Here is a 20174-nt window from a genome sequence, read left to right on the forward strand (position 1 = left end):
GCGGTGTCCGCATCACACAAAGCCCCAAGGGAGTAGTTTTGGGACCCAAGGATTCATCTGTTCAACCCACTGTCAGCGCGCCCCTTCCGGGAGCCGAACGCCCCTCGGTCCACAGCCTGCGCCGCCGTCCCCACGCCAAGGTACTGGTGGTGGGAGGTGGCATCAATGGAGTGGGCACGTTCCGTGACCTGGCACTGCAGGGCGTGGATGTCGCACTGGTGGAGCGGGGCGACTACTGCCAAGGTGCAAGCGGCGCTTCCTCGCACATGATCCACGGCGGCATCCGGTATCTCGAGAACGGTGAATTCCGCCTGGTCCGGGAGTCCGTGGTGGAACGCAACCGCCTGCTGAAGATTGCCCCGCACTACGTCAAGCCCTTGCAGACAACAATCCCCATCTTCAGCACCTTCTCCGGGATCCTGTCCGCACCGCTCCGCTTCCTGACGCACAAGCAGCAAGGCAAGCCCAAGGAACGCGGCGCGTTCCTCATCAAGGCCGGCCTCAGCCTCTACGATTCGTTCTCCCGTGACGGCGGGACCGTTCCCCGGCACCAGTTCCGCACCCACAAAGCGGCACTCCAGGAACTGCCGGCCCTCCGGCCCGACGTCAAGTACACGGCCACCTACTTCGATGCCTCCGTCCACAACCCAGAGCGGCTGACCCTCGATGTCCTGCAGGACGGCGAAAAGGCCGGCCGTGCCGGCGGTGCCCAGGCTGCCGCCCAGGGGAACACGGCCCGCGCCAGCAACTACCTTTCGCTGCAGTCCATGTCATCGGCACCCAACCCCGGAACCGGCCGTGGCAGCACCGTCCGGCTGCGCGACGAACTCACCGGGGAAGAGTTCGACTTCACAGCTGACATCATCGTCAACACCACCGGAGCGTGGGTGGACCTCACCAACGAGTCCATGGGCGCGGCATCGTCCTTCATGGGCGGCACCAAGGGCTCGCACATCGTGCTTGACCACCCCGGCCTCCTCGACGCCTGCCGCGGACGCGAGATCTTCTTCGAGCACACCGATGGCCGGATCGTCCTCATCTACCCCATGGGCGACCGCGTACTGGTGGGCACCACCGACGTCGATGCGGACATGACGGAGGACGCCATCTGCACCGATGAGGAGATCCAGTACTTCTTCGACCTCATCGGCCACGTCTTCCCCTCGATCGACGTGACGCCCGACGACATCGTCTACACCTTCTCCGGGGTGCGCCCCCTGCCAAGCCACGACGCCACCCAGCCCGGCTTCGTCTCCCGCGACTACCGCATCGAACGGCGGGCCTCCGGCGCCAACGGAAGCGGCGTTGTCGTCCTGAGCCTGGTGGGCGGCAAGTGGACCACCTTCCGTGCCCTCGCCGAACACCTGACCAACGAGGTCCTCTCCGAACTCGGCGTCCAGCGCAAGGTGTCGACGGCGCAGCTCCCCATCGGCGGTGGCGCCGGCTTCCCGGCCGATGACGCCGGCGTGCAGAAATGGATCAAGGCACACATGGGCGCCGGCCGCGACGCAGACCGCACAGCCGGGCTGCTGACCCGCTACGGGACCCGCGCCGAAGCCGTGATCGCTTACCTCGACGCGGAACCCGACCAGCCACTGCGCTCCACCCGCGAACTAAGTGTCCGTGAACTCGGGTTCATGGCGGCAAACGAGCAGGTGGGGCACCTCGTGGATGTATTCATCCGGCGGACCTCCCTGGCCTTCCGCGGGCTGGTCACCGGAGAACTTCTCAACGAAGTGGCGGAGGTGCTGTCCGTCCCGCTCAAGTGGGACGCTGCAACCCGCGCCGCTGAGATCAAGCACGCCCAGGACGTGCTGCAGCGTTTCCACCGCGTGGAAATGCACAGCCTGGTCTCCTAAGGCCGGGCAGCCGGCCGGGGCGCGCCAGCGCCCCGGCCCAACGGTCCTTCACCCGCGGAGGACCGACAACTAAACAAAGAAGGAGTCAAAGATGTCTCTAGGAATAGTCTTCCTCTCCGAAGTCTTTGGCACGGGCATGCTGACCCTGTTGGGTTGCGGCGTCGTTGCCAACGTGGCTTTGCGGGGGACAAAGGGCAACAACGGCGGTTTCCTGATGGTCACATGGGGGTGGGGAATCGCCGTCTTCGCGGGTGTCTTCGTCGCCGCCAAGTCGGGCGCGCACCTCAACCCCGCCGTTACGCTCGGCCTGCTGCTCAATGGCAAGGCTGAATACGCCCCGGGCGTCACCGTGGACTTCGCCTCCACCCTCACCTACTTCGGTGGCGAGATGGTGGGCGCCTTCCTCGGCGCGGTGGTCTGCTGGCTGGCATACAAGCAGCACTTTGATGACGAACCCGAGCCCGCCGGCAAGCTCGGCGTCTTCTCCACCGGGCCCGCCATCCGCACCAGCAGCTGGAACCTGATTACCGAGATCATCGGCACCTTCGTGCTGGTGTTCGTGATCCTCACTTTCGGCGGCACCCCCTCCGGCCTTGGACCGCTCGCCGTCGCCCTGTTGGTGGTCGGCATCGGTGTTTCCCTTGGCGGCCCCACCGGCTACGCCATCAACCCTGCCCGTGACCTTGGCCCCCGCATCGCCCACGCGGTGCTTCCCATCCATGGCAAGGGCTCCAGCGACTGGGCATACTCCTGGATCCCGGTCGTCGGACCGCTGGTCGGCGGCGCGCTCGGCGGTCTGGTGGCCCGCATCGTTCCCATCATCGTCACGGCTGCTGCCTGACCCGTACCTACTCCAACCAACAAAGACAAGGACGTCATCATGAACCAGTACGTAATCGCCATCGACCAGGGCACCACCAGCACGCGCGCCATCATCTTCGACCACAGCGGCGCCATTGTCTCCAGCGGACAGATGGAACACGAGCAGATCTTCCCGCAGGCCGGCTGGGTGGAACATGACGCCACGGAAATCTGGAACAACACCCGTGAGGTCATTGGCTCGGCCCTCTCCAAGGCGAACCTGACGCGGCACGATATTGCCGCCGTCGGCATTACCAACCAGCGTGAAACCGCCGTGGTGTGGGACAAGACCACGGGCAAGCCCGTGTACAACGCCATCGTCTGGCAGGACACCCGCACCCAGGACATCGTGGACCAGCTGGCGAAGGACGGCGGGGCAGACCGCTTCAAACAAAAGGTCGGCCTGCCCCTGGCCACGTACTTCTCCGGCACCAAGATCAAATGGATCCTGGACAACGTTGACGGCGCCAGGGAAAAGGCCGAGGCGGGGGACCTGGTCTTCGGCAACACCGACGCATGGGTCCTCTGGAACCTGACCGGCGGTGTTGACGGCGGCGTCCACGTCACCGACGTCACCAACGCGTCCCGCACCCTGTTCATGGACCTCGAAACCCTGCAGTGGGATGACGAGATCCTGGGCATCTTTGGCGTACCCCGCAGCATGATGCCGGAGATCAAGTCCTCCTCCGAGGTGTACGGCACCGTCCACAGCTCGCAGCTGCTCCGCGAGACACCGGTTGCAGGCATCCTGGGCGACCAGCAGGCCGCAACATTCGGGCAGGCCGCTTTCGATACCGGCGAAGCGAAGAACACCTACGGCACAGGCTGCTTCCTGATCTTCAACACGGGCGAGGAGATCGTCCACTCGAAGAACGGGCTCCTCACCACCGTGGGTTACAAGCTGGGCGACGCCAAACCGCACTACGCGCTGGAAGGCTCCATTGCCGTCACCGGGTCCTTGGTGCAGTGGCTTCGCGACAACCTGGGCATGATCAGCAGCGCCCCGGAGGTCGAGACCCTGGCGGCGTCCGTCAAGGACAACGGCGGCGTGTACATCGTCCCGGCCTTCTCCGGCCTCTTCGCTCCGTACTGGCGCTCCGACGCCCGCGGCGCGATCGTCGGCCTCACCCGGTTCGTCAACAAGAACCACATTGCCCGGGCGGCGCTGGAAGCCACCGCGTTCCAGACCCGCGAGGTACTGGATGCAGTGAACGCGGACTCCGGCGTGCCGCTGAGCGAGTTGAAGGTCGACGGCGGCATGGTGGCCAACGACGCCCTCATGCAGTTCCAGGCGGACATCCTTGGCGTCCCGGTGATCCGCCCCAAGGTCATTGAGACCACGGCGCTGGGTGCCGCCTACGCGGCAGGCCTGGCCGTAGGGTTCTGGAAGGACCTGGGCGAGTGCTCGGCCAACTGGTCCGAGGACAAGCGCTGGGAACCGCAGATGGACCAGGCCGAGCAGGAACGCCAGATGCGGCTCTGGAAGAAGGCGGTCACCAAATCCATGGATTGGGTCGACGAGGACGTGAAGTAGCCCGCAACTGGCCCTGAGAGGGGCCGGAGACTCCCGCCCGCCCGCTTCGCGGTGCCCACCACACCATGGCGGGGAGTCTCCGGCCCCTCTCTTCCGGTTGCTGCTCCCTCAGCCGCTCGTTTGCGACATAGGCTGAGGGGGTGTGCGGGTGCGCTAAAGTAGATTCATGCGTGCGATCCTTCTGCTTACGTAGCCGCCGGCTCCGATTATCGGATAGCTGAGCGGCAGCCCCTCCCTTCGTGAGGGGCTTTTGTGTGTCCGGGGCTTGGCGCCGGGCCGGCAGCAGGGGGATCAGGCCGTTATGGCAGCACAGATGCCGTAACAGAACAGAAGAGGGCAGCAGTGGGCGTTCAGCCGGAGACAGAGACCGGAACAGCAACAACAGTATCGGCGGAGCCTGAAGAGGGCACCTACAGTTTTACCGCCATGGAGGCCAAGTGGCCGCAGGTGTGGGAAGACCTCAAGGTCTTCACCCCGGTGGACGACGGGTCCCGCGAGCGCCGCTACGTGCTGGACATGTTCCCGTACCCGTCGGGCGACCTGCACATGGGCCACGCCGAAGCGTTTGCCATGGGTGACGTGGTGGCCCGGTACCTGCGCCAGCAGGGCTACGACGTGCTGCACCCAATCGGCTGGGATTCCTTCGGCCTGCCCGCGGAAAACGCGGCCATCAAGCGCAACGCCCACCCCAGCGAGTGGACCTACGCCAACATCGACACCCAGGCGGCGTCCTTTAAGCGGTACGCCATCTCCGCCGACTGGTCGCGACGCCTCCACACCTCGGACCCCGAGTACTACCGCTGGACCCAGTGGCTGTTCAAGCGCTTCTATGAGCGCGGCCTGGCTTACCGGAAGAACTCACCGGTGAACTGGTGCCCCAAGGACCAGACCGTCCTGGCCAACGAGCAGGTTGTCAACGGCGCCTGCGAGCGCTGCGGAACCACCGTCACCAAGAAGTCGCTGAACCAGTGGTACTTCAAAATCACCGATTACGCCGACCGCCTGCTGGACGACATGGACGAGCTGCGCGGCCACTGGCCCGAGCGCGTCCTGGCCATGCAGAAGAACTGGATCGGCCGGTCCGAGGGTGCGCACGTCAACTTCGTGATCGAGGCCGACGGCGGCAAGCCCGCCAAGGAGGTGACGGTCTTCACCACCCGCCCGGACACCCTCTACGGGGCAACGTTCTTCGTGGTGGCAGCCGACGCGCCGCTCGCCGTCGAACTCGTCACCGAAGAGCACGCCGCCGCCCTGGACGAATACCGCGAACGGGTCAAGGCGCTCTCCGAGATCGAACGCCAGTCCACCGAGCGGGAGAAGACCGGCGTCTTCACCGGCCGCTACGCCGTCAACCCGTTGAACGGGGAGAAGCTGCCCGTCTGGGCAGCCGACTACGTCCTGGCCGATTACGGCACGGGTGCCATCATGGCCGTCCCCGCCCACGACCAGCGGGACCTCGACTTCGCCCGTGCTTTCGACCTGCCCGTCCGCGCCGTCCTGGACACCGGCGAAGAGGATCCCGCAATCTCCGGAACCGCCACCGCGGGGGAGGGCACCCTGATCAACTCCGGCGAGCTGGACGGCCTGCCCAAGGCTGAGGCCATTCCGGCCGCCATCGCCATGCTGGAGCAGCAGGGCACCGGCGAGAAGTTCGTGAACTTCCGGCTCCGCGACTGGCTGCTGAGCCGCCAGCGGTTCTGGGGCACCCCTATCCCCATCATCCACTGCCCGTCCTGCGGGGAAGTGCCGGTTCCGGACGAGCAGCTGCCGGTCACCCTGCCCTCGGATCTGCGCGGTGAGGACCTGGCACCCAAAGGCACCTCGCCGCTGGCCGCGGCCGAGTCCTGGGTCAACGTGGAATGCCCCACCTGCCACGGCCCCGCCAAGCGGGACACCGACACCATGGACACGTTCGTCGACTCCTCCTGGTACTTCCTGCGTTTCGTTTCGCCGCACTACACCGAGGGCCCGTTCGATCCGCAGAAGATCAACGACTGGATGCCAGTGGGCCAGTACGTGGGCGGCGTGGAGCACGCCATCCTCCACCTCCTGTACGCGCGCTTCTTCACTAAGGTCATCCACGACCTGGGCATGCTCGATGCGGACGAGCCGTTCAGTGCACTGTTGAACCAGGGCCAGGTGCTCAACGGCGGCAAGGCCATGAGCAAGTCGCTGGGCAACGGTGTTGACCTCGGCGAACAGCTGGACAAATACGGTGTGGACGCTGTCCGCCTGACCATGGTGTTCGCGTCCCCGCCCGAGGATGACGTGGACTGGGCCGACGTCTCGCCGTCCGGCTCCGCCAAGTTCCTGGCCCGCGCCTGGCGCCTGGCCAAGGACGTCACCAGCGCACCCGGCGTGGACTTCGCCGGCGGCGACCGGGGGCTGCGTTCGGTCACGCACCGCACCATCGCCGACGCCGCGGAGCTGCTGGACGCCAACAAGTTCAACGTGGTGGTGGCCAAGCTGATGGAACTGGTCAACGCCACCCGCAAAGCGATCGACTCCGGGGCGGGGGCAGCTGACCCTGCAGTCCGCGAAGCCGCCGAGGCGGTCGCCGTGATCCTCAGCCTCTTCGCCCCGTACACGGCTGAGGACATGTGGAACCTGCTGGGCCACCCCGCCTCCGTTGCCAATGCCGGCTGGCCCGCGCACGATCCCGCCCTCCTTGTCCAGGACACGGTCACTGCCGTCGTCCAGGTGCAGGGCAAGGTCCGCGACCGTCTGGAGGTGTCCCCGGACGTTTCCGAGGACCAGCTGCGCGCGCTGGCGTTGGCGTCGGAGAACGTCCAGCGCGCCATGGACGGCCGGGGCATCCGCACTGTGATCGTCCGTGCGCCTAAGCTGGTGAACATCGTTCCGGCCTAGCCGCACCCCGCAGCACAGCCCGGCCGTCGGAGATCCTCCGGCGGCTGGGCTTGACTGAGCCGGTCACCGTCTCCAGGAGGCACTTTGCCTGACAGTAATGCCGCCGCCTGGCCGTGGGTGCGTGCCCGGCTGTCTGGGTTCCGTCCCGCCACCCGGCCCGCAACAAGGCGCGGCGGTACAGCCGCGGTGCGCACCGCCGTCGTGACCGACTCAGCTGCCGCCCTCCCGGAGGACTATTCACGCGGGCTTCCGCGCGATGGAATCCTGACAGTGACGCCCATGCCCGTCATGGTGGGGGCGGAAATCTACGGCGAGGGTGAAGACGACATCCTGGAGACCATCGCCGTGGCATTGGCTGCGGGGACACCGGTCAAGACATCCCGGCCATCACCGGGCCAATTTGAGCAGGCCTACCGCGCTGCCGAGCTTCGTGGCTTCGAGGCGGTCGTGTCAGTCCATATCTCGGGAGAACTTTCGGGCACGGCGGACTCCGCCCGGCTCGCTGCAGCCAGGGCGGGAATCCCCGTGGATGTTGTCGATACGCGGACCGTCAGCATGGCGCAGGGGATGGCGGTCCAAGCAGCAGTGGAAGCCGCGGCCGCTGGTGCAGACCGGGCGGCGGTGGCCGCTGCGGCGGCATCCCAGGCCGAACGCACCAAGGTCTTTTTCTATGTACCCAGCCTGGAACAATTGCGGCGCGGCGGGCGGATCGGAGCCGCGGCGTCGCTGCTGGGAACCATGCTTGCCATCAAACCCATCCTGGCCGTCCACGGCGGCAGGATCGTTCCGCTCGAAAAGGTCCGTTCTGCGGGGAGGGCCGTGGCCCGCCTTGAGGAAATCGTAGTGGCCCAGGCGGCACCCCGTCCGGGTGAGTCCGTGTGCCTTGCCGTCCATCATTTCGGCAACCCGGAGGAGGCTGAGAGCCTGGCAGCCAGACTGGAAGCGGCTCTTCCGGATTGTCCCCCCGCGCAGATCAGCTCCCTGCCGGCGGTCCTGGCCGCCCACGCCGGGCTGGGTGTCCTCGCGGTCATCGTGGGCAGGCTGGAAGTCGACGAGCGGCCGAAAAATGACGGGCTCGCGGGCCACCATAAGTGAGGGAGCAGTTCAAGGCAGGGAATTCTTTCGCTGGGCTGTACGTTGCAGCACCGGTAACACCCATCAAGCGAAAAGAGATGTACCTTCGTGGCAACTGATTACGACGAACTCCGCACCGACGTCAAGGAATCCCAGGAAAACTCGCTGGAGGCATTGAAGTCCGCCAAAGCCCCGGACGCGCAGTCCGTGGTCCAGGAGCTCGACGAGGCCGACACCCTGGACGGGCTGACCCCTGGCGGAGAGTTCATCGCCGAAGAGCTCGTCGTCCAGGTCATTCCGCAGGCAGACGACGAGTTCACCTGCTGGTCCTGCTTCCTGGTCCGCCACCGCTCCCAGATGGCGCGGGAAAAGGACGGTCATGCCTACTGCGTGGAATGTGAGGGCTGAGCGGCTCCGGCCGGCAGCCCCGCAACCCACTGATTTTCTGTCTTCACTGAGGTCTTGAACCCGGCTGGCCCTGGAGTAGGGCCCTCTGGCCCGGGTGCAGGGGCCTCCGTTTCCGTAGCATGGGCGGCAGCGCAGTATCGGAAGGGACAGTTCGATGACCATGCAGCAGCCTCCAGACGCTTCGCGGAACGCGGTCCCGGGGCTGGAGTTCCCTTACTACGGGGCTCCTCCAGTCGAGGCAGTCAAGCGCGTATTCCAGAAGTACGCCGTCTTTACCGGGCGAGCCAGCCGCAGCGAGTATTGGTGGTGGTTTCTCGCGTCCGGACTGGCGTCCGCCGTGTTGAACTCGGTTAGCCCGACAATCGTCAATGGGCAGGTGACGGGGTCCAGCGCGCTCGGGGGCATCTGGTTTCTCGCCACTGTGGTCCCTTCGCTCGCTGTGGCGGTCCGGCGCCTCCATGATGCCAACCTCAGCGGCTGGTTGCTGCTCCTCACCCTTCTACCGGTGATCGGATGGATCGTGCTGATCGTGCTGCTCGCGCAGCGTGAGAACCCTTCGGGCCAACGGTTCGACAGGTACTCGCAAGCCGGGTACTGGCAGGCTCCAGGAGGACCCGGATACAGTTCCCCGCCTGCGCCTCCGGGTTCTGACGGGCTTACCCCCTTGTAGGCCGCCCGCCCGGGTCGCAGCAGTCTCCCTCGTCCGGCTCCCGGAGTCCTGCCTGCGATCTGATCACGCCGGATATCGCGATGAAGATCGACCCTGATCTGGTACAGATGGGGTAGCAGGGGAAGCCGGCCGGAAGCCGCGCGTATGTATGCAGCTACTTCTGCAAGTCGAACAAAAGCCGGGCGCTCAGCGTCTCGTTGATCTCACCGGCATCAGCCGCCGAGATAACCGAAGCGAAAAAGGCCCCTGACTGCTCGATGGTTGACGGCATCGGTGATTTCGCCTGCCTGCAGTGGTCGGGGTGGTTCCGGGGCGAGCCCGGAGGGGCATCAGCAAACACGGTGCTCAAGGCTGTCAGGGGCAACGAGTCCCTTGACCTGCGCATCGTGGACACGCCGCCGATGTCGCCGGAGATCCCTGTACCGAACGGCAACGCTGCAGCGCGCGCAATCGCGCAGGCGGCTGTCGAGGCAGGGTGGGGCAACGGCACCACCCTCAACCTTCCATCCGCCCCACAGGACGGTCCATAGAGCACTACGAACAATCCCGTTGCGCCATGGTGAGCGTCGATGCGCTCAAAGAGGCGTTTGGCACCACAACCCAGCCTCAGGTTCTCCCGGGCGAGGGCAACTGCCGCTACCAGTTTGGTTCTCCGGGGACGCCGGGGCCGGATTCGCTCATCTTCTCCATCGAACTTCATGAGGGCGGCGCCGGCTTGCTCCCAGGGCCGATGCCGCCGGATGGGCAGGATATTGAAGGGCTTGGAGACAGGGCAATCCTGGTCATCCGGTCAGACCCGGGCGGACCAAAAGCTCTCCGGCCTCCGAGTGATGTACCGGTTACGTCCCTGTCCCTGATGGTTGCTCGGGACCGGAATATGGCGATCTTCACCGCACAGGTCCTGATCTCACCGGCCGGCCCCACCGAAGAGCAGGTCAAGGAACAATTCATCACCCTGGTCAAGGGGATTGACTTCTGAGCCAGCCCGGCCCGCCATCTGGACTGGACTGCGGGCTGCATTCGCCGTGGGCACGTTTCCACATAGGCCTATGGGTGCCTCGCCGGGGAACCGACCGGGTTCCTAGGGTGGAGCTATGTCACGCCGCGATGCTGGAACAGCAGGTCAGCAGGCGCGGCACGCACGGGCCAGGCTTCAGGCGACCCTTGGCGAGGCGCGTCCCGGACTATTGGAGCATGGCCAGGGGCAGGGCGGTTTTGAGTACCGGGGTCCCGGCGACGTGGATGGAGCTGAAAGTGATTCCGGCCGTGCACCTTCACTACGATGGCGGGTCGGCCTGCGCGTCGCCGTGCTGTTGGCGGCTTTGGCCGCCGCCGCCGGGGCGTGGTTCTGGTTCCAGGCAGGAGGGGCAGTCCCTGAGGTTCTGCCGCTGGGCGGGGTCAGTTCCGGGGGACACGCAGGTGAACCCAGGGATGACGCCAGCGCGGGTCCGGCACCTGACCCTGCTTCGGGCCAGGGGGAGCTCAAGGCTGCGGGATGGGTGGTGGTTCATGTCGCCGGAGCTGTTGCCAAACCTGGTGTCATCCGGCTGCAGCAGGGCAGCCGGGTAGATGATGCCATTGCTGCAGCGGGCGGTGCATTGGCGGACGGCGATGCAAACCGGCTTAACCTCGCGCTGGTGGCGGAGGACGGCCAGAAGATCTACGTCCCACAGCATGGGGAACCCCTTCCCGCTGGGACGGACGCTGCGGCTTCGGGAGGCACAGGAGCTGATGGTTCCGGCGCCGGCTTCTCCGGGACAAACGGCACCGGGCAGCAGGGGGCCCCGGCCGGGAAGGTCAACCTGAACACCGCCGGCGCCGCTGAGCTGGACACGCTGCCAAAGGTAGGCCCGGTGCTGGCACAGCGGATCGTGGACTGGCGGAAGGAACACGGTCCTTTCAAGAGCGTCGAAGAGCTGGACGCCGTGGACGGCGTTGGCCCCAAGATGCTTGAGGCCTTGCTTCCCCTGGTGACGGTCCAGGGGTAGCCGTGGCGATCAATCCGGGAAGGGGAAATACGGACCGGCCGCGGGAGGGGGCCGTCCGGAATCGCGGGGGTGGTAAAGGAGCGCGCCGTCCGGAGGCGCAAAGTCAGGGAAGGCAGACATCAGTAACCCGGCATCCGGGAGAGCACAGCCCGTGGAAGCGGTTCATTGAGTCGGCTGTGCAGGGCGTGGATGCAATACCGGCAGACCGGGACGCCGCGCCGACATCCGGCCTGGACCGCCTGCGCACACGGATTGCCGACACCCGCAAGTCCCGGGAAGAAGCGGCGTCAAATCCTCCCGGGCTGCAGAAGCGAACTGACCTCCGGCTTGCCCTGCCGGCAGCACTGGTGTGGGCCGCATCGTTGGCGGGGCTTTGGCTGCCGCCCACCGAGTTGGCCGTCCTCTGCTGCGCGTTGGTGGCGCTCGGCGGTGCATTCCTGGCCCGTGCAGCCACGGATGGACGGAAACGCAGCGCCCACAGCCGCACCGGGCCAGCCGCAGGTCCCATGTTCCGGGCATCCCGGGGCCGCAGCTTTCGGGCGGCAGTGGGAGTCTCTTTGCTACTGGCGGCTGCCGGCGCAGCCCACTCGGCAACAGCCTCCAGCCAACGGTCCACTGGTCCACTCGCAGAGGCGGTTGCGGCAGGGAAGTCGGCCGTCGCCGTGGTGGAGGTGGCAGGAAATCCACGCGCCATCGGCGGCCGGGGAGGATCGGGGGAACGCTGGTCAGTGCCGGTGTTGACCCGGGAAGTGACAACGGGCGGGGTTCTGCTGCGGGTACGGGCCCGGTTGGTGGTCATGGGCGGAGAGGGCTGGGGGAATGTTGTTCCTGGGCAGACCCTGCGGGCAACCGGCAAGCTGCGGCCTCCAGAGCCCGGCGGACAGGAAGCGGGGAACCTCAACGCCTCAACGGGTCCCCGTAACGCTTCAGGCAGCCCGCTGCTGGACAACGCTTCTTTGCTGGAGGCGGGAGCGAGGGAGCTTCGCGGCCGTTTCGTTGCCGCCTCCGCTTTCCTGCCACCGGACGCCCGCGGACTGCTTCCGGGGATGGTCACCGGTGACACCAGCGCATTGGACGAGGGCTTGGGCAATGCGATGAAAGCCGTGGGCATGACCCACCTAACAGCGGTCAGCGGCGCAAACTGCAGCCTTGTCCTGGGCGCGCTGCTGGTGATGTGCCGTCGGTTCCGGCTGCCCCGCGCTCCTGCTGCAGGAGCGGCCCTCGCCGGCCTGGCCCTGTTCGTTGTCCTGGTGGGACCTGACCCCAGCGTCCTGCGCGCAGCGCTGATGGGGGCCATTGGTGTCGCGTCCCTGGCAGGTGGCCGCTCGGGCCGCGGCCTGAGCTTCCTGTGCCTCGCTGTTATTGGACTCCTGCTGTCCGACCCGGAGCTGGGCTCGAGTTTCGGATTCCTGCTGTCCGTCCTGGCCACGCTGGGCATCATCCTCCTGGGACGGCGGATCGTCGGCTGGATACCGGCGGCAGTGCCACGGTGGTTGGCCGCGGCGGTTGCGGTCCCGTTGTCGGCGCAGTTGCTGTGCGGACCCGTGATCGTCCTCCTGCAGCCCCAGTTTGCAACTTATTCGCTGCTGGCCAACGTGGTGGCCTCGCCCTTGGTTGCTCCCGTGACCTTGCTGGGCACCATTGCAGTACCCATGGTGGTTCTGCTGCCGTGGCTGGCCACGGGGCTGATAGCAGTGGCAGGCATGTTCAGCGCCGGAGTAGGTGGCGTCGCCCGGTGCGCAGCCCAATTGCCGGGTTCCGCCCTTCCCTGGCCGGAGGGGGTACCCGGGCTGCTCTCCATGGTGTTGCTCTCGGCGGTGACACTCGCCGCCGTGTGGGCGGTGGCCCGGCCCGTCCAGGTTGTCCGCAGGGTACGGCAATCCCATGCTGCCACTGTGGTGCTGATCAGGCTGGTGGAACTGCGTCTGCAACAGTTTCGCAGCTCGCGTGGCTTGGAGCGCGGGCGCAGACATGGCAGGCTGGGATACTGCAATAACACCTCCGGAAGGGACCTTCGATGGCCGCTGCGCAAAAGCGAGCAACCCGCTCCCCGGCATCGAATACGGCCTCCTGGCGGGACGTAGCTCCGGCCCGAATCGTCCTGGTAAGCGGGCCGGAAGAGTACCTGGGCATCAGGGCCATGGACAGGATCCGTTCGCAGGTCAGGGCGGCTGCACCGGACGTTGAATTGAGCCGCATGAACGCTGCCGGCTACGAGCCCGGTGCCCTTACCATGCAGGTGAGTCCCTCCCTGTTCGGCGAAAGCAAGCTCATCGAGGTGGAAGCCGTGGAGGGCATGAATGACGCCTTCCTCGCGGATGCCCTCGCTTACCTCCAGCACCCGGAGGAGGACGCCGTCGTGGTGCTCCGCCATGCCGGGGGAGCACGGGGCAAGAAGCTCCTCGACGCCATCCGGAAGGACGGCTGGCCCGTGGTTGACTGCCAGCCGCTGAAGAAGGATGCCGACAAGGTCCAATTCGTGGCAGCAGAGTTCAAGGCGGCCGGCCGGCGCATCAACCAGGATGCCGTCCAGGCGCTGGTGAACGCCGTGGGTGCAGACCTGTCCGAACTTGCCGCCGCGTGCGCCCAGCTGATCGCGGATGCGGGCACCACCGTCACCACGGACACCGTGGACCAATACTATGGCGGCCGGGTCGAAGCTACCGCTTTCAAGGTGGCCGACGCAGCCATGGCAGGAAACGCGCCGGTGGCCCTGTCCACCCTGCGCCATGCCCTCGCCACCGGTGCAGACCCGGTGCCCCTGGTGGCAGCCCTCGCATCCAAGCTGAGGACGGTGGCCCGGGTAGCGGGTGCCTCTGGGTCGTCAGCGCAGATCGCCGCGGAACTGGGCATGCAGCCCTGGCTGGTCGAGCAGGCACAACGGGATGTCCGGCGCTGGACGCCGGAGGGCCTGGTGCGCTCCATCCAGGCAACGGCGGAGGCTGACGCCCAGGTCAAGGGCCTGTCCCGGGATCCGGTCTACGCGGTGGAGCACGCCGTGACGGTGATTGCCATGTCTGTCCAGGGCAGATAGCGACAGGACCCATCAGCGCAGGCCTTATAGCCGCCGCGCAGCAGATTGCACAGCGTTTCAGGTGACCGCCGACGCCGGGCTGCCGCGGCTTCCCGGACGAAACGATTAAAGCCGTGTGGCCGGCACCCGAGGGTACCGGCCACACCATCAGTTCGTGGGAACTGGAAACCTTAGAGTGCGTTGACCTTCTTGGAGATCGCCGACTTGCGGTTCGCTGCGTTGTTCTTGTGCAGAACACCCTTGCTGACAGCCTTGTCCAGCTTACGGCTGGCAGAAACGAGCGCAGTAGTAGCAGCTTCCTTGTCAGCGGACTCAACAGCGGTGTTGACGGCGCGGATGGCCGTCTTCAGCTCGGACTTGACTGCGTTGTTGCGCAGACGGGCCTTTTCGTTGGTCAGGATGCGCTTCTTCTGGGACTTGATATTCGCCACGTGTGAACTCTCTTTGTAATGCGGAAATGGTCTAGAGGGCTTTCAAGCTGGCCTTGACTGAGCGGCGTGGGGATACCTATGGCGGCCAACCATCAGTGACCGTCGACCTGCACGGACACACAGCAATAAAGAATAGCAGGTCAGCGGCGGCAGTGGCCATTTGCGCCGGTCACGTCCATCCGTGTCGCCTCCGGAGGCCGGCCGCCACTTTATCGAAGCGCGCCCTGTCCAGTACCGCGCCTTCCCGCCGGATGGCGTCCGGCTGGATCTGAAGGATGCGGTCCAGCCGCACCTCGCTCGCCCTGCCCTGCTTGTCCCAACCGCCGGCACCAAGGTCCACGTACTCGGATGAAGTGGAACCGGCGGGCACCCTGTCCCTGCTTGTCAGCATCAGTCCCAAGAGGTATGGGCCGTTATGCCCCACCAAGAGGACCGGCCGGTCCTTCCCCTTGCTGTGGTCCTCCTCATAGGGGACCCAGGCCCACACCACCTCACCCGGATCCGGATCGCCGTCCGGCTGCGGGGCATAGTGGATGTCCGTGCGGCCGCGGAAGTCCCCAGGGTAGGCGGCATTCGCAGCACCGGCGCTGCCGGATGCGGGACGCCCGCCGCCGGGGCGCCTGTCCGGCAGGCGCTCCGGGGCCTTTGGAGCGGATGGTCGGTCTGCAGAAGGCGCAGTCCGCGGCGGACGGCGTTTCCCAGGGAGCGGAGATCAATGGCCATCCGGACAGCCTATCGGCGGGGTTGCGCTGCCGAAACGCCGCTGGATGTGCCGGTCAGGATGCGGTGGCGGGGTCCCGGACGTGGGACACTGGATGTTCAAGATGTGCGGCTGGACCGCAGGCACTTTTTCGCGTGCCTGACGGATGGCTGCAGAAAAGCCAACAGTAAGGACCCTGCGTGTCTCCCATGGCCCGCACCGCACCGGTGCCCGCCGCGACAGATCCGGCAATCATTCGGAACTTTTGCATCATCGCGCATATTGACCACGGCAAGTCCACCCTGGCTGACCGGATGCTGCAGTCCACCGGGGTTGTCCAGGCGCGCGACATGAAGGCCCAGTACCTGGACCGCATGGACATCGAGCGTGAACGCGGCATCACCATCAAGTCCCAGGCTGTCCGCATGCCGTGGGAGGTGGACGGGGTGAGTTATGCACTGAACATGATCGACACCCCGGGCCACGTTGACTTCACCTACGAGGTGTCCAGGTCCCTGGCCGCATGCGAAGGCGCAATCCTGCTGGTGGACGCGGCCCAGGGCATCGAGGCCCAGACGCTCGCCAACCTCTACCTGGCCATGGAAAACAACCTCACCATCATTCCGGTGCTTAACAAGATCGACCTGCCGGCGGCGCAGCCGGAAAAGTACGCAGCCGAGCTGGCCAACCTGATCGGCGGCGATCCCGAGGACGTCCTGCGTGTATCCGGCAAAACCGGCGTCGGCGTGGAAGCACTGCTGGACAAGATTGTCAGGGACCTGCCCGCGCCGGAGGGTAACCCTGATGGTCCGGCCCGTGCCATGATCTTCGACTCGGTCTACGACACCTACCGCGGCGTGGTGACCTATGTGCGTGTGGTGGACGGCATGCTCCACCCGCGGGAACGCATTCAGATGATGTCAACCAGGGCCTCGCACGAGCTCCTGGAAATCGGCGTCAGCTCGCCGGAACCCACACCCTCCAAGGGGCTGGGCGTCGGTGAAGTGGGCTACCTGATTACCGGCGTGAAGGACGTGCGGCAGTCCAAGGTTGGCGATACGGTCACCAACCTGGCCAAGCCGGCCGCCGAGTCGCTGCCCGGCTACGCCGATGCCAAGCCCATGGTGTTCTCCGGCCTTTATCCACTGGACGGCGCCGACTACCCCGTACTCCGCGACGCCCTCGAAAAGCTCATGCTCAATGACGCCGCGCTGGTGTACGAACCGGAGACTTCCGCCGCACTGGGCTTCGGGTTCCGTGTCGGCTTCCTGGGCCTGCTGCACCTGGAGATCACCCGCGAACGCCTGGAGCGCGAATACAACCTGGACCTCATCTCCACCGCGCCGAACGTGGAATACGAGGTGACCCTGGAGGACAAGAAGGTGGTCCGCGTGACCAACCCCAGCGAGTACCCCACGGGCAAGATCGCCGAGGTACGCGAACCCATGGTCTCCGCCACCATCCTGGCCCCCAACGAGTTTGTGGGCGCCATTATGGAGCTGTGCCAGTCACGTCGCGGCGTCATGAACGGCATGGACTACCTTTCCGAGGACCGGGTGGAAATCCGCTACCGCCTGCCGTTGGCGGAAATCGTCTTCGACTTCTTCGACATCCTCAAGTCGAAGACCCGGGGCTACGGCTCCCTGGACTGGAAAGCCGACGGCGAGCAGGTTGCCGACCTGGTCAAGGTGGACATCATGCTCCAGGGCGAGCAGGTGGACGCCTTCAGTGCCATTACCCACCGGGACAAGGCGTACGCCTACGGCGTGATGATGACCGGCAAGCTCCGTGAACTCATCCCGCGGCAGCAGTTCGAGGTGCCCATCCAGGCGGCCATCGGTTCCCGGATCATCGCCCGTGAAAGCATCCGGGCCATCCGCAAGGACGTACTGGCGAAATGCTACGGCGGTGACATCTCGCGTAAGCGCAAGTTGCTGGAAAAGCAAAAAGAAGGCAAGAAGCGCATGAAGATGGTGGGCACGGTGGAAGTGCCGCAGGAGGCATTCATCGCCGCCCTCACCACGGACGAATCGAAGGACAAGGCAAAGAAGAAGTGACCACCGCGCAGCGGGGGACGCGCTGATGCCCAGCGTCCTTCCCCTCGGCGACCCGGCGCCGTCGGACGGTCTGCTGCCTGCACAGGCAGCTGACGGTGCGGCGGGCCGGGCATTCGGCCTGTATGTCCACATTCCCTTCTGCGCCGTGCGTTGCGGATACTGCGACTTCAACACCTACACCGCCACGGAACTGGGCGGCGGCGCATCCCAGGATGCGTATGCCCAAACGGCGGTGTCGGAAGTGGCTCTGGCGGCCAGGGTGCTGACCGGTTCCGGCTTGCCGGAGCGGAAGCTCAGCACGGTTTTCTTTGGCGGTGGCACGCCCACGCTGCTGCCCGCAGACGACCTTGCGGCGATCCTGCGCGCTGCGATCGACCAGTGGGGCATTGAGGACGGTGCCGAGGTCACCACGGAAGCCAACCCGGACTCGGTCACCCCTGAGTCCCTGGCCATCCTCAAGGAAGCCGGTTTCACGCGTGTGTCCTTCGGCATGCAGTCCGCCGTTCCGCACGTCCTCAAGGTCCTGGACCGCACCCACACGCCCAGCCGGGTTCCGCAGGTGGTGCGGTGGGCCCGGGAAGCCGGCCTGACTGTCAGCCTTGACCTGATCTACGGCACGCCGGGGGAGACGCTGGCCGACTGGCGCCACTCCCTGGAAACCGCCCTTTCCTACCAGCCTGACCACATCAGCGCATACGCGCTGATCGTCGAGGAGGGCACCAAGCTGGCAGCCCAGATGCGCCGTGGCGAGGTCCCGGGAATTGACGACGACGACCACGCCGACAAGTACGAGCTCGCCGACCAGCTCATCACCGAAGCGGGGCTCGGCTGGTATGAGGTCAGCAACTGGGCGCGCACTCCGGAGCAGGCGTGCCGGCACAACCTCGCCTACTGGCGGGGAGACGACTGGTGGGGGATCGGGCCCGGCGCCCACTCCCACATGGGCGGGGTCCGCTGGTGGAACGTCAAGCACCCATCCGCCTACGCCAACCGGCTGTCGCAGGGGCTGTCGCCGGCTGCCGGCAGGGAAACCCTGGACGCAGAAACCAGGAAACTGGAAAAAGTCATGCTCGAGGCACGCCTGCAGTCGGGACTCGAGGTGTCAACGCTCAGCGCTGCGGGGCGGCACGAGGTGGCCGGGCTGATCGCGTGCGGCCTGGTGGAGCCCGCGGCCGCTTTCCGGGGACGCCTGGTCCTGACCCTCAAGGGCAGGCTGCTGGCAGACGCAGTGGTCCGCCGCATCCTCCCGGACTGACCTGGGCCGCTACTTAATCCAGCGCAGGTTGTACTGGTAGCGGTGCGGCTGGCCGCGGTTGACGTGAATGCCGGCGGCCACGGAGAAGCACGTGAGCGCCACCCAGATCAGTGTGGCGATGACCGCGAAAATGTTCCCCACGTACGGAATGAAGACCAGGATGTTGGCCAACACCGCGGCGATGGTGGGCGGCAGGCTGAAGTTCAGCGCTTCCTTGGACTCCTGGGCGGTAAACGGCCCGCGGTCGCGGAAGATCAGGTAGATCAGCAGCGAGGGGATGCACCCCAGGATCCCGCCGAAGTGCGCCAGCGTGGCCCATTGGCGGTCTTCGCTGGCCGTAAGCGGCAGGGCGTTGGCGGGTACGCCATGGTACTCGGAACGGCCCTGGCCGTCCCTGTGATCACGTGCGTTTTCTGCCACAGTCTGTGTCCTTCTGAGGTGCAAGTTGGTGCTGACTACTACCAAGAATACTGGCTTTGTGGCCGTTGCCCGCCCGTCAGGGCACGGTGAGGAAATCGATGACTTCCTCAACCCGGCCCAGCAGGGACGCTTCGAGGTCCGCGTACGTGCGTACGGCGCCCAGCAGCTTCTGCCATCCGAGGCCGATGTCTTCCTTTGTGGCGTGGGGCCAGCCGAAGGCTTTGAGGATCCCGGTCTTCCAGTCCTGCCCGCGGGGGATAGCGGGCCATTTTTCGATGCCCAGGACTGCAGGGCGGATCGCCTGCCAGACGTCCACGTAGGGGTGCCCGACGATCAGGACGTTTCCGGCCGCGCCCGGGGACGCCATGACGGCGTCGGCGATCCGGGATTCCTTTGAATCGGGAACCAGGTGGTCCACCAGCACGCCGAGGCGGCGGCCCGGGCCGGGCCTGAACTCTGCGACGGCAGCGGCCAGGTCGTCGATGCCGTGGAGGGGCTCGACGACGATGCCTTCCACGCGCAGGTCGTCTCCCCAGACTTTTTCCACCAGTTCGGCGTCGTGCTTGCCTTCCACCCAGATCCGGCTTGCCTTGGCAACCTGGGCGCGCTGGCCCGAGACGCGCACCGAACCGGAGGCGGTCCTGCCGGCGGGAAGACCGACGGCGGCTTTGGGCGCCGGCGGCATCAATCGGATGGGCTGGCCCTCAAGGAGGAAACCGAACCCAAGCTTGAAGGACCGGGACTTTCCGCGGCGGTCCTCCAGTGCCACGACGTGCATTCCGCCGGACTTCTCCACACGGGTCACGGCGCCCACCCAGCCGGACTGTACTTCCTCAAGCACCATGCCGCGCTCCACGGCGACCTCGGGCAGCTCCGCCCGTGTGGGAGCGGAAATGCCCCGGGGGCCCCAGTTCTGGTAATCCATGGAATCGATCCGCCTAGCGCTAGCTCCTCAGCCCGGGAGTTTCGCCCGGAGCGGTACCAATGCTAACAACGGGCCGAGGCATAATAGACT

At 66.0% G+C, this 20174-nt stretch carries 18 protein-coding genes; 14 read left to right on the plus strand and 4 right to left on the minus strand.

Annotation, left to right across the window (positions count from 1 at the left end; genetic code table 11):
• The first annotated feature begins 38 nt into the window (after window positions 1-38).
• The 12 genes from FBY30_RS16920 to holA all read left to right on the plus strand — a co-directional run bounded on the left by FBY30_RS16920 (window position 39) and on the right by holA (window position 14296).
• Complete coding sequence (locus FBY30_RS16920) at window positions 39-1859, plus strand: glycerol-3-phosphate dehydrogenase/oxidase (protein ID WP_142133763.1); 1821 nt, start codon at window positions 39-41, stop codon at window positions 1857-1859.
• 91 nt (window positions 1860-1950) lie between these two features.
• On the plus strand, window positions 1951-2700 hold the full coding sequence (locus FBY30_RS16925; protein ID WP_142133764.1) for an MIP/aquaporin family protein: 750 nt from the start codon (window positions 1951-1953) through the stop codon (window positions 2698-2700).
• A 39-nt stretch (window positions 2701-2739) separates the two neighbouring features.
• Entirely contained in the window at window positions 2740-4254 is a 1515-nt protein-coding gene (gene glpK / locus FBY30_RS16930; RefSeq protein WP_142133765.1) for a glycerol kinase GlpK, read from the plus strand.
• A 342-nt stretch (window positions 4255-4596) separates the two neighbouring features.
• Window positions 4597-7122 (plus strand): leucine--tRNA ligase, encoded by a 2526-nt coding sequence (leuS, locus tag FBY30_RS16935; protein WP_142133766.1) that lies wholly within the window; start codon window positions 4597-4599, stop codon window positions 7120-7122.
• A gap of 84 nt (window positions 7123-7206) precedes the next feature.
• Window positions 7207-8217, plus strand: coding sequence for a DegV family protein (locus tag FBY30_RS16940; RefSeq protein ID WP_142133767.1), 1011 nt, complete (start codon window positions 7207-7209; stop codon window positions 8215-8217).
• An 87-nt stretch (window positions 8218-8304) separates the two neighbouring features.
• The gene (locus tag FBY30_RS16945) at window positions 8305-8604 is read left to right on the plus strand and encodes a DUF4193 domain-containing protein (RefSeq protein ID WP_142133768.1); all 300 of its coding nucleotides are present in this window, start codon (window positions 8305-8307) and stop codon (window positions 8602-8604) included.
• Window positions 8605-8758: 154 nt separating this feature from the next.
• Window positions 8759-9274 carry a DUF805 domain-containing protein gene (locus FBY30_RS16950; RefSeq protein WP_142133769.1) on the plus strand — a complete coding sequence of 172 codons (516 nt, stop codon included), beginning with the start codon at window positions 8759-8761 and terminating at the stop codon, window positions 9272-9274.
• A 257-nt stretch (window positions 9275-9531) separates the two neighbouring features.
• The gene (locus FBY30_RS21025) at window positions 9532-9804 is read left to right on the plus strand and encodes a hypothetical protein (RefSeq protein ID WP_235009472.1); all 273 of its coding nucleotides are present in this window, start codon (window positions 9532-9534) and stop codon (window positions 9802-9804) included.
• A 26-nt stretch (window positions 9805-9830) separates the two neighbouring features.
• Window positions 9831-10253 (plus strand): hypothetical protein, encoded by a 423-nt coding sequence (locus FBY30_RS21030; protein ID WP_235009473.1) that lies wholly within the window; start codon window positions 9831-9833, stop codon window positions 10251-10253.
• Between the two features lie 115 nt (window positions 10254-10368).
• Window positions 10369-11262: a ComEA family DNA-binding protein gene (locus FBY30_RS16960; RefSeq protein WP_142133770.1), complete on the plus strand. Its 894-nt coding sequence runs from the start codon at window positions 10369-10371 to the stop codon at window positions 11260-11262.
• Between the two features lie 185 nt (window positions 11263-11447).
• Window positions 11448-13346, plus strand: a complete 1899-nt coding sequence (locus tag FBY30_RS16965) for a ComEC/Rec2 family competence protein (protein ID WP_235009474.1) — start codon at window positions 11448-11450, stop codon at window positions 13344-13346.
• A complete protein-coding gene (gene holA, locus FBY30_RS16970; protein WP_142133771.1) occupies window positions 13280-14296 on the plus strand; it encodes a DNA polymerase III subunit delta in 1017 nt (338 codons plus the stop codon). Before FBY30_RS16965 ends, holA begins: the two co-directional genes overlap by 67 nt.
• 170 nt (window positions 14297-14466) lie before the next feature.
• Here holA and rpsT read toward each other — a convergent pair whose 3' ends face one another.
• Window positions 14467-14727 (minus strand): 30S ribosomal protein S20, encoded by a 261-nt coding sequence (gene rpsT, locus FBY30_RS16975; RefSeq protein ID WP_018761400.1) that lies wholly within the window; start codon window positions 14725-14727, stop codon window positions 14467-14469.
• 169 nt (window positions 14728-14896) lie between these two features.
• Window positions 14897-15217 carry a type II toxin-antitoxin system PemK/MazF family toxin gene (locus FBY30_RS21200; RefSeq protein ID WP_327437017.1) on the minus strand — a complete coding sequence of 107 codons (321 nt, stop codon included), beginning with the start codon at window positions 15215-15217 and terminating at the stop codon, window positions 14897-14899.
• Window positions 15218-15627: 410 nt separating this feature from the next.
• Here FBY30_RS21200 and lepA point away from each other — a divergent pair, with 410 nt between their 5' ends.
• The gene (gene lepA / locus FBY30_RS16985; RefSeq protein ID WP_142133772.1) at window positions 15628-17484 is read left to right on the plus strand and encodes a translation elongation factor 4; all 1857 of its coding nucleotides are present in this window, start codon (window positions 15628-15630) and stop codon (window positions 17482-17484) included.
• A gap of 25 nt (window positions 17485-17509) precedes the next feature.
• Window positions 17510-18739: a radical SAM family heme chaperone HemW gene (gene hemW / locus FBY30_RS16990; RefSeq protein WP_142133773.1), complete on the plus strand. Its 1230-nt coding sequence runs from the start codon at window positions 17510-17512 to the stop codon at window positions 18737-18739.
• Window positions 18740-18748: 9 nt separating this feature from the next.
• Here the strand turns inward: hemW and FBY30_RS16995 are convergent, their stop codons facing one another.
• Window positions 18749-19159 (minus strand): DUF4870 domain-containing protein, encoded by a 411-nt coding sequence (locus FBY30_RS16995; protein ID WP_056336732.1) that lies wholly within the window; start codon window positions 19157-19159, stop codon window positions 18749-18751.
• 76 nt (window positions 19160-19235) lie between these two features.
• Complete coding sequence (locus FBY30_RS17000) at window positions 19236-20084, minus strand: DUF3097 domain-containing protein (RefSeq protein ID WP_142133774.1); 849 nt, start codon at window positions 20082-20084, stop codon at window positions 19236-19238.
• Between the last annotated feature and the right edge of the window lie 90 nt (window positions 20085-20174).

This window comes from Arthrobacter sp. SLBN-83, from assembly GCF_006715285.1.
Classification (GTDB): Bacteria; Actinomycetota; Actinomycetes; order Actinomycetales; family Micrococcaceae; genus Arthrobacter.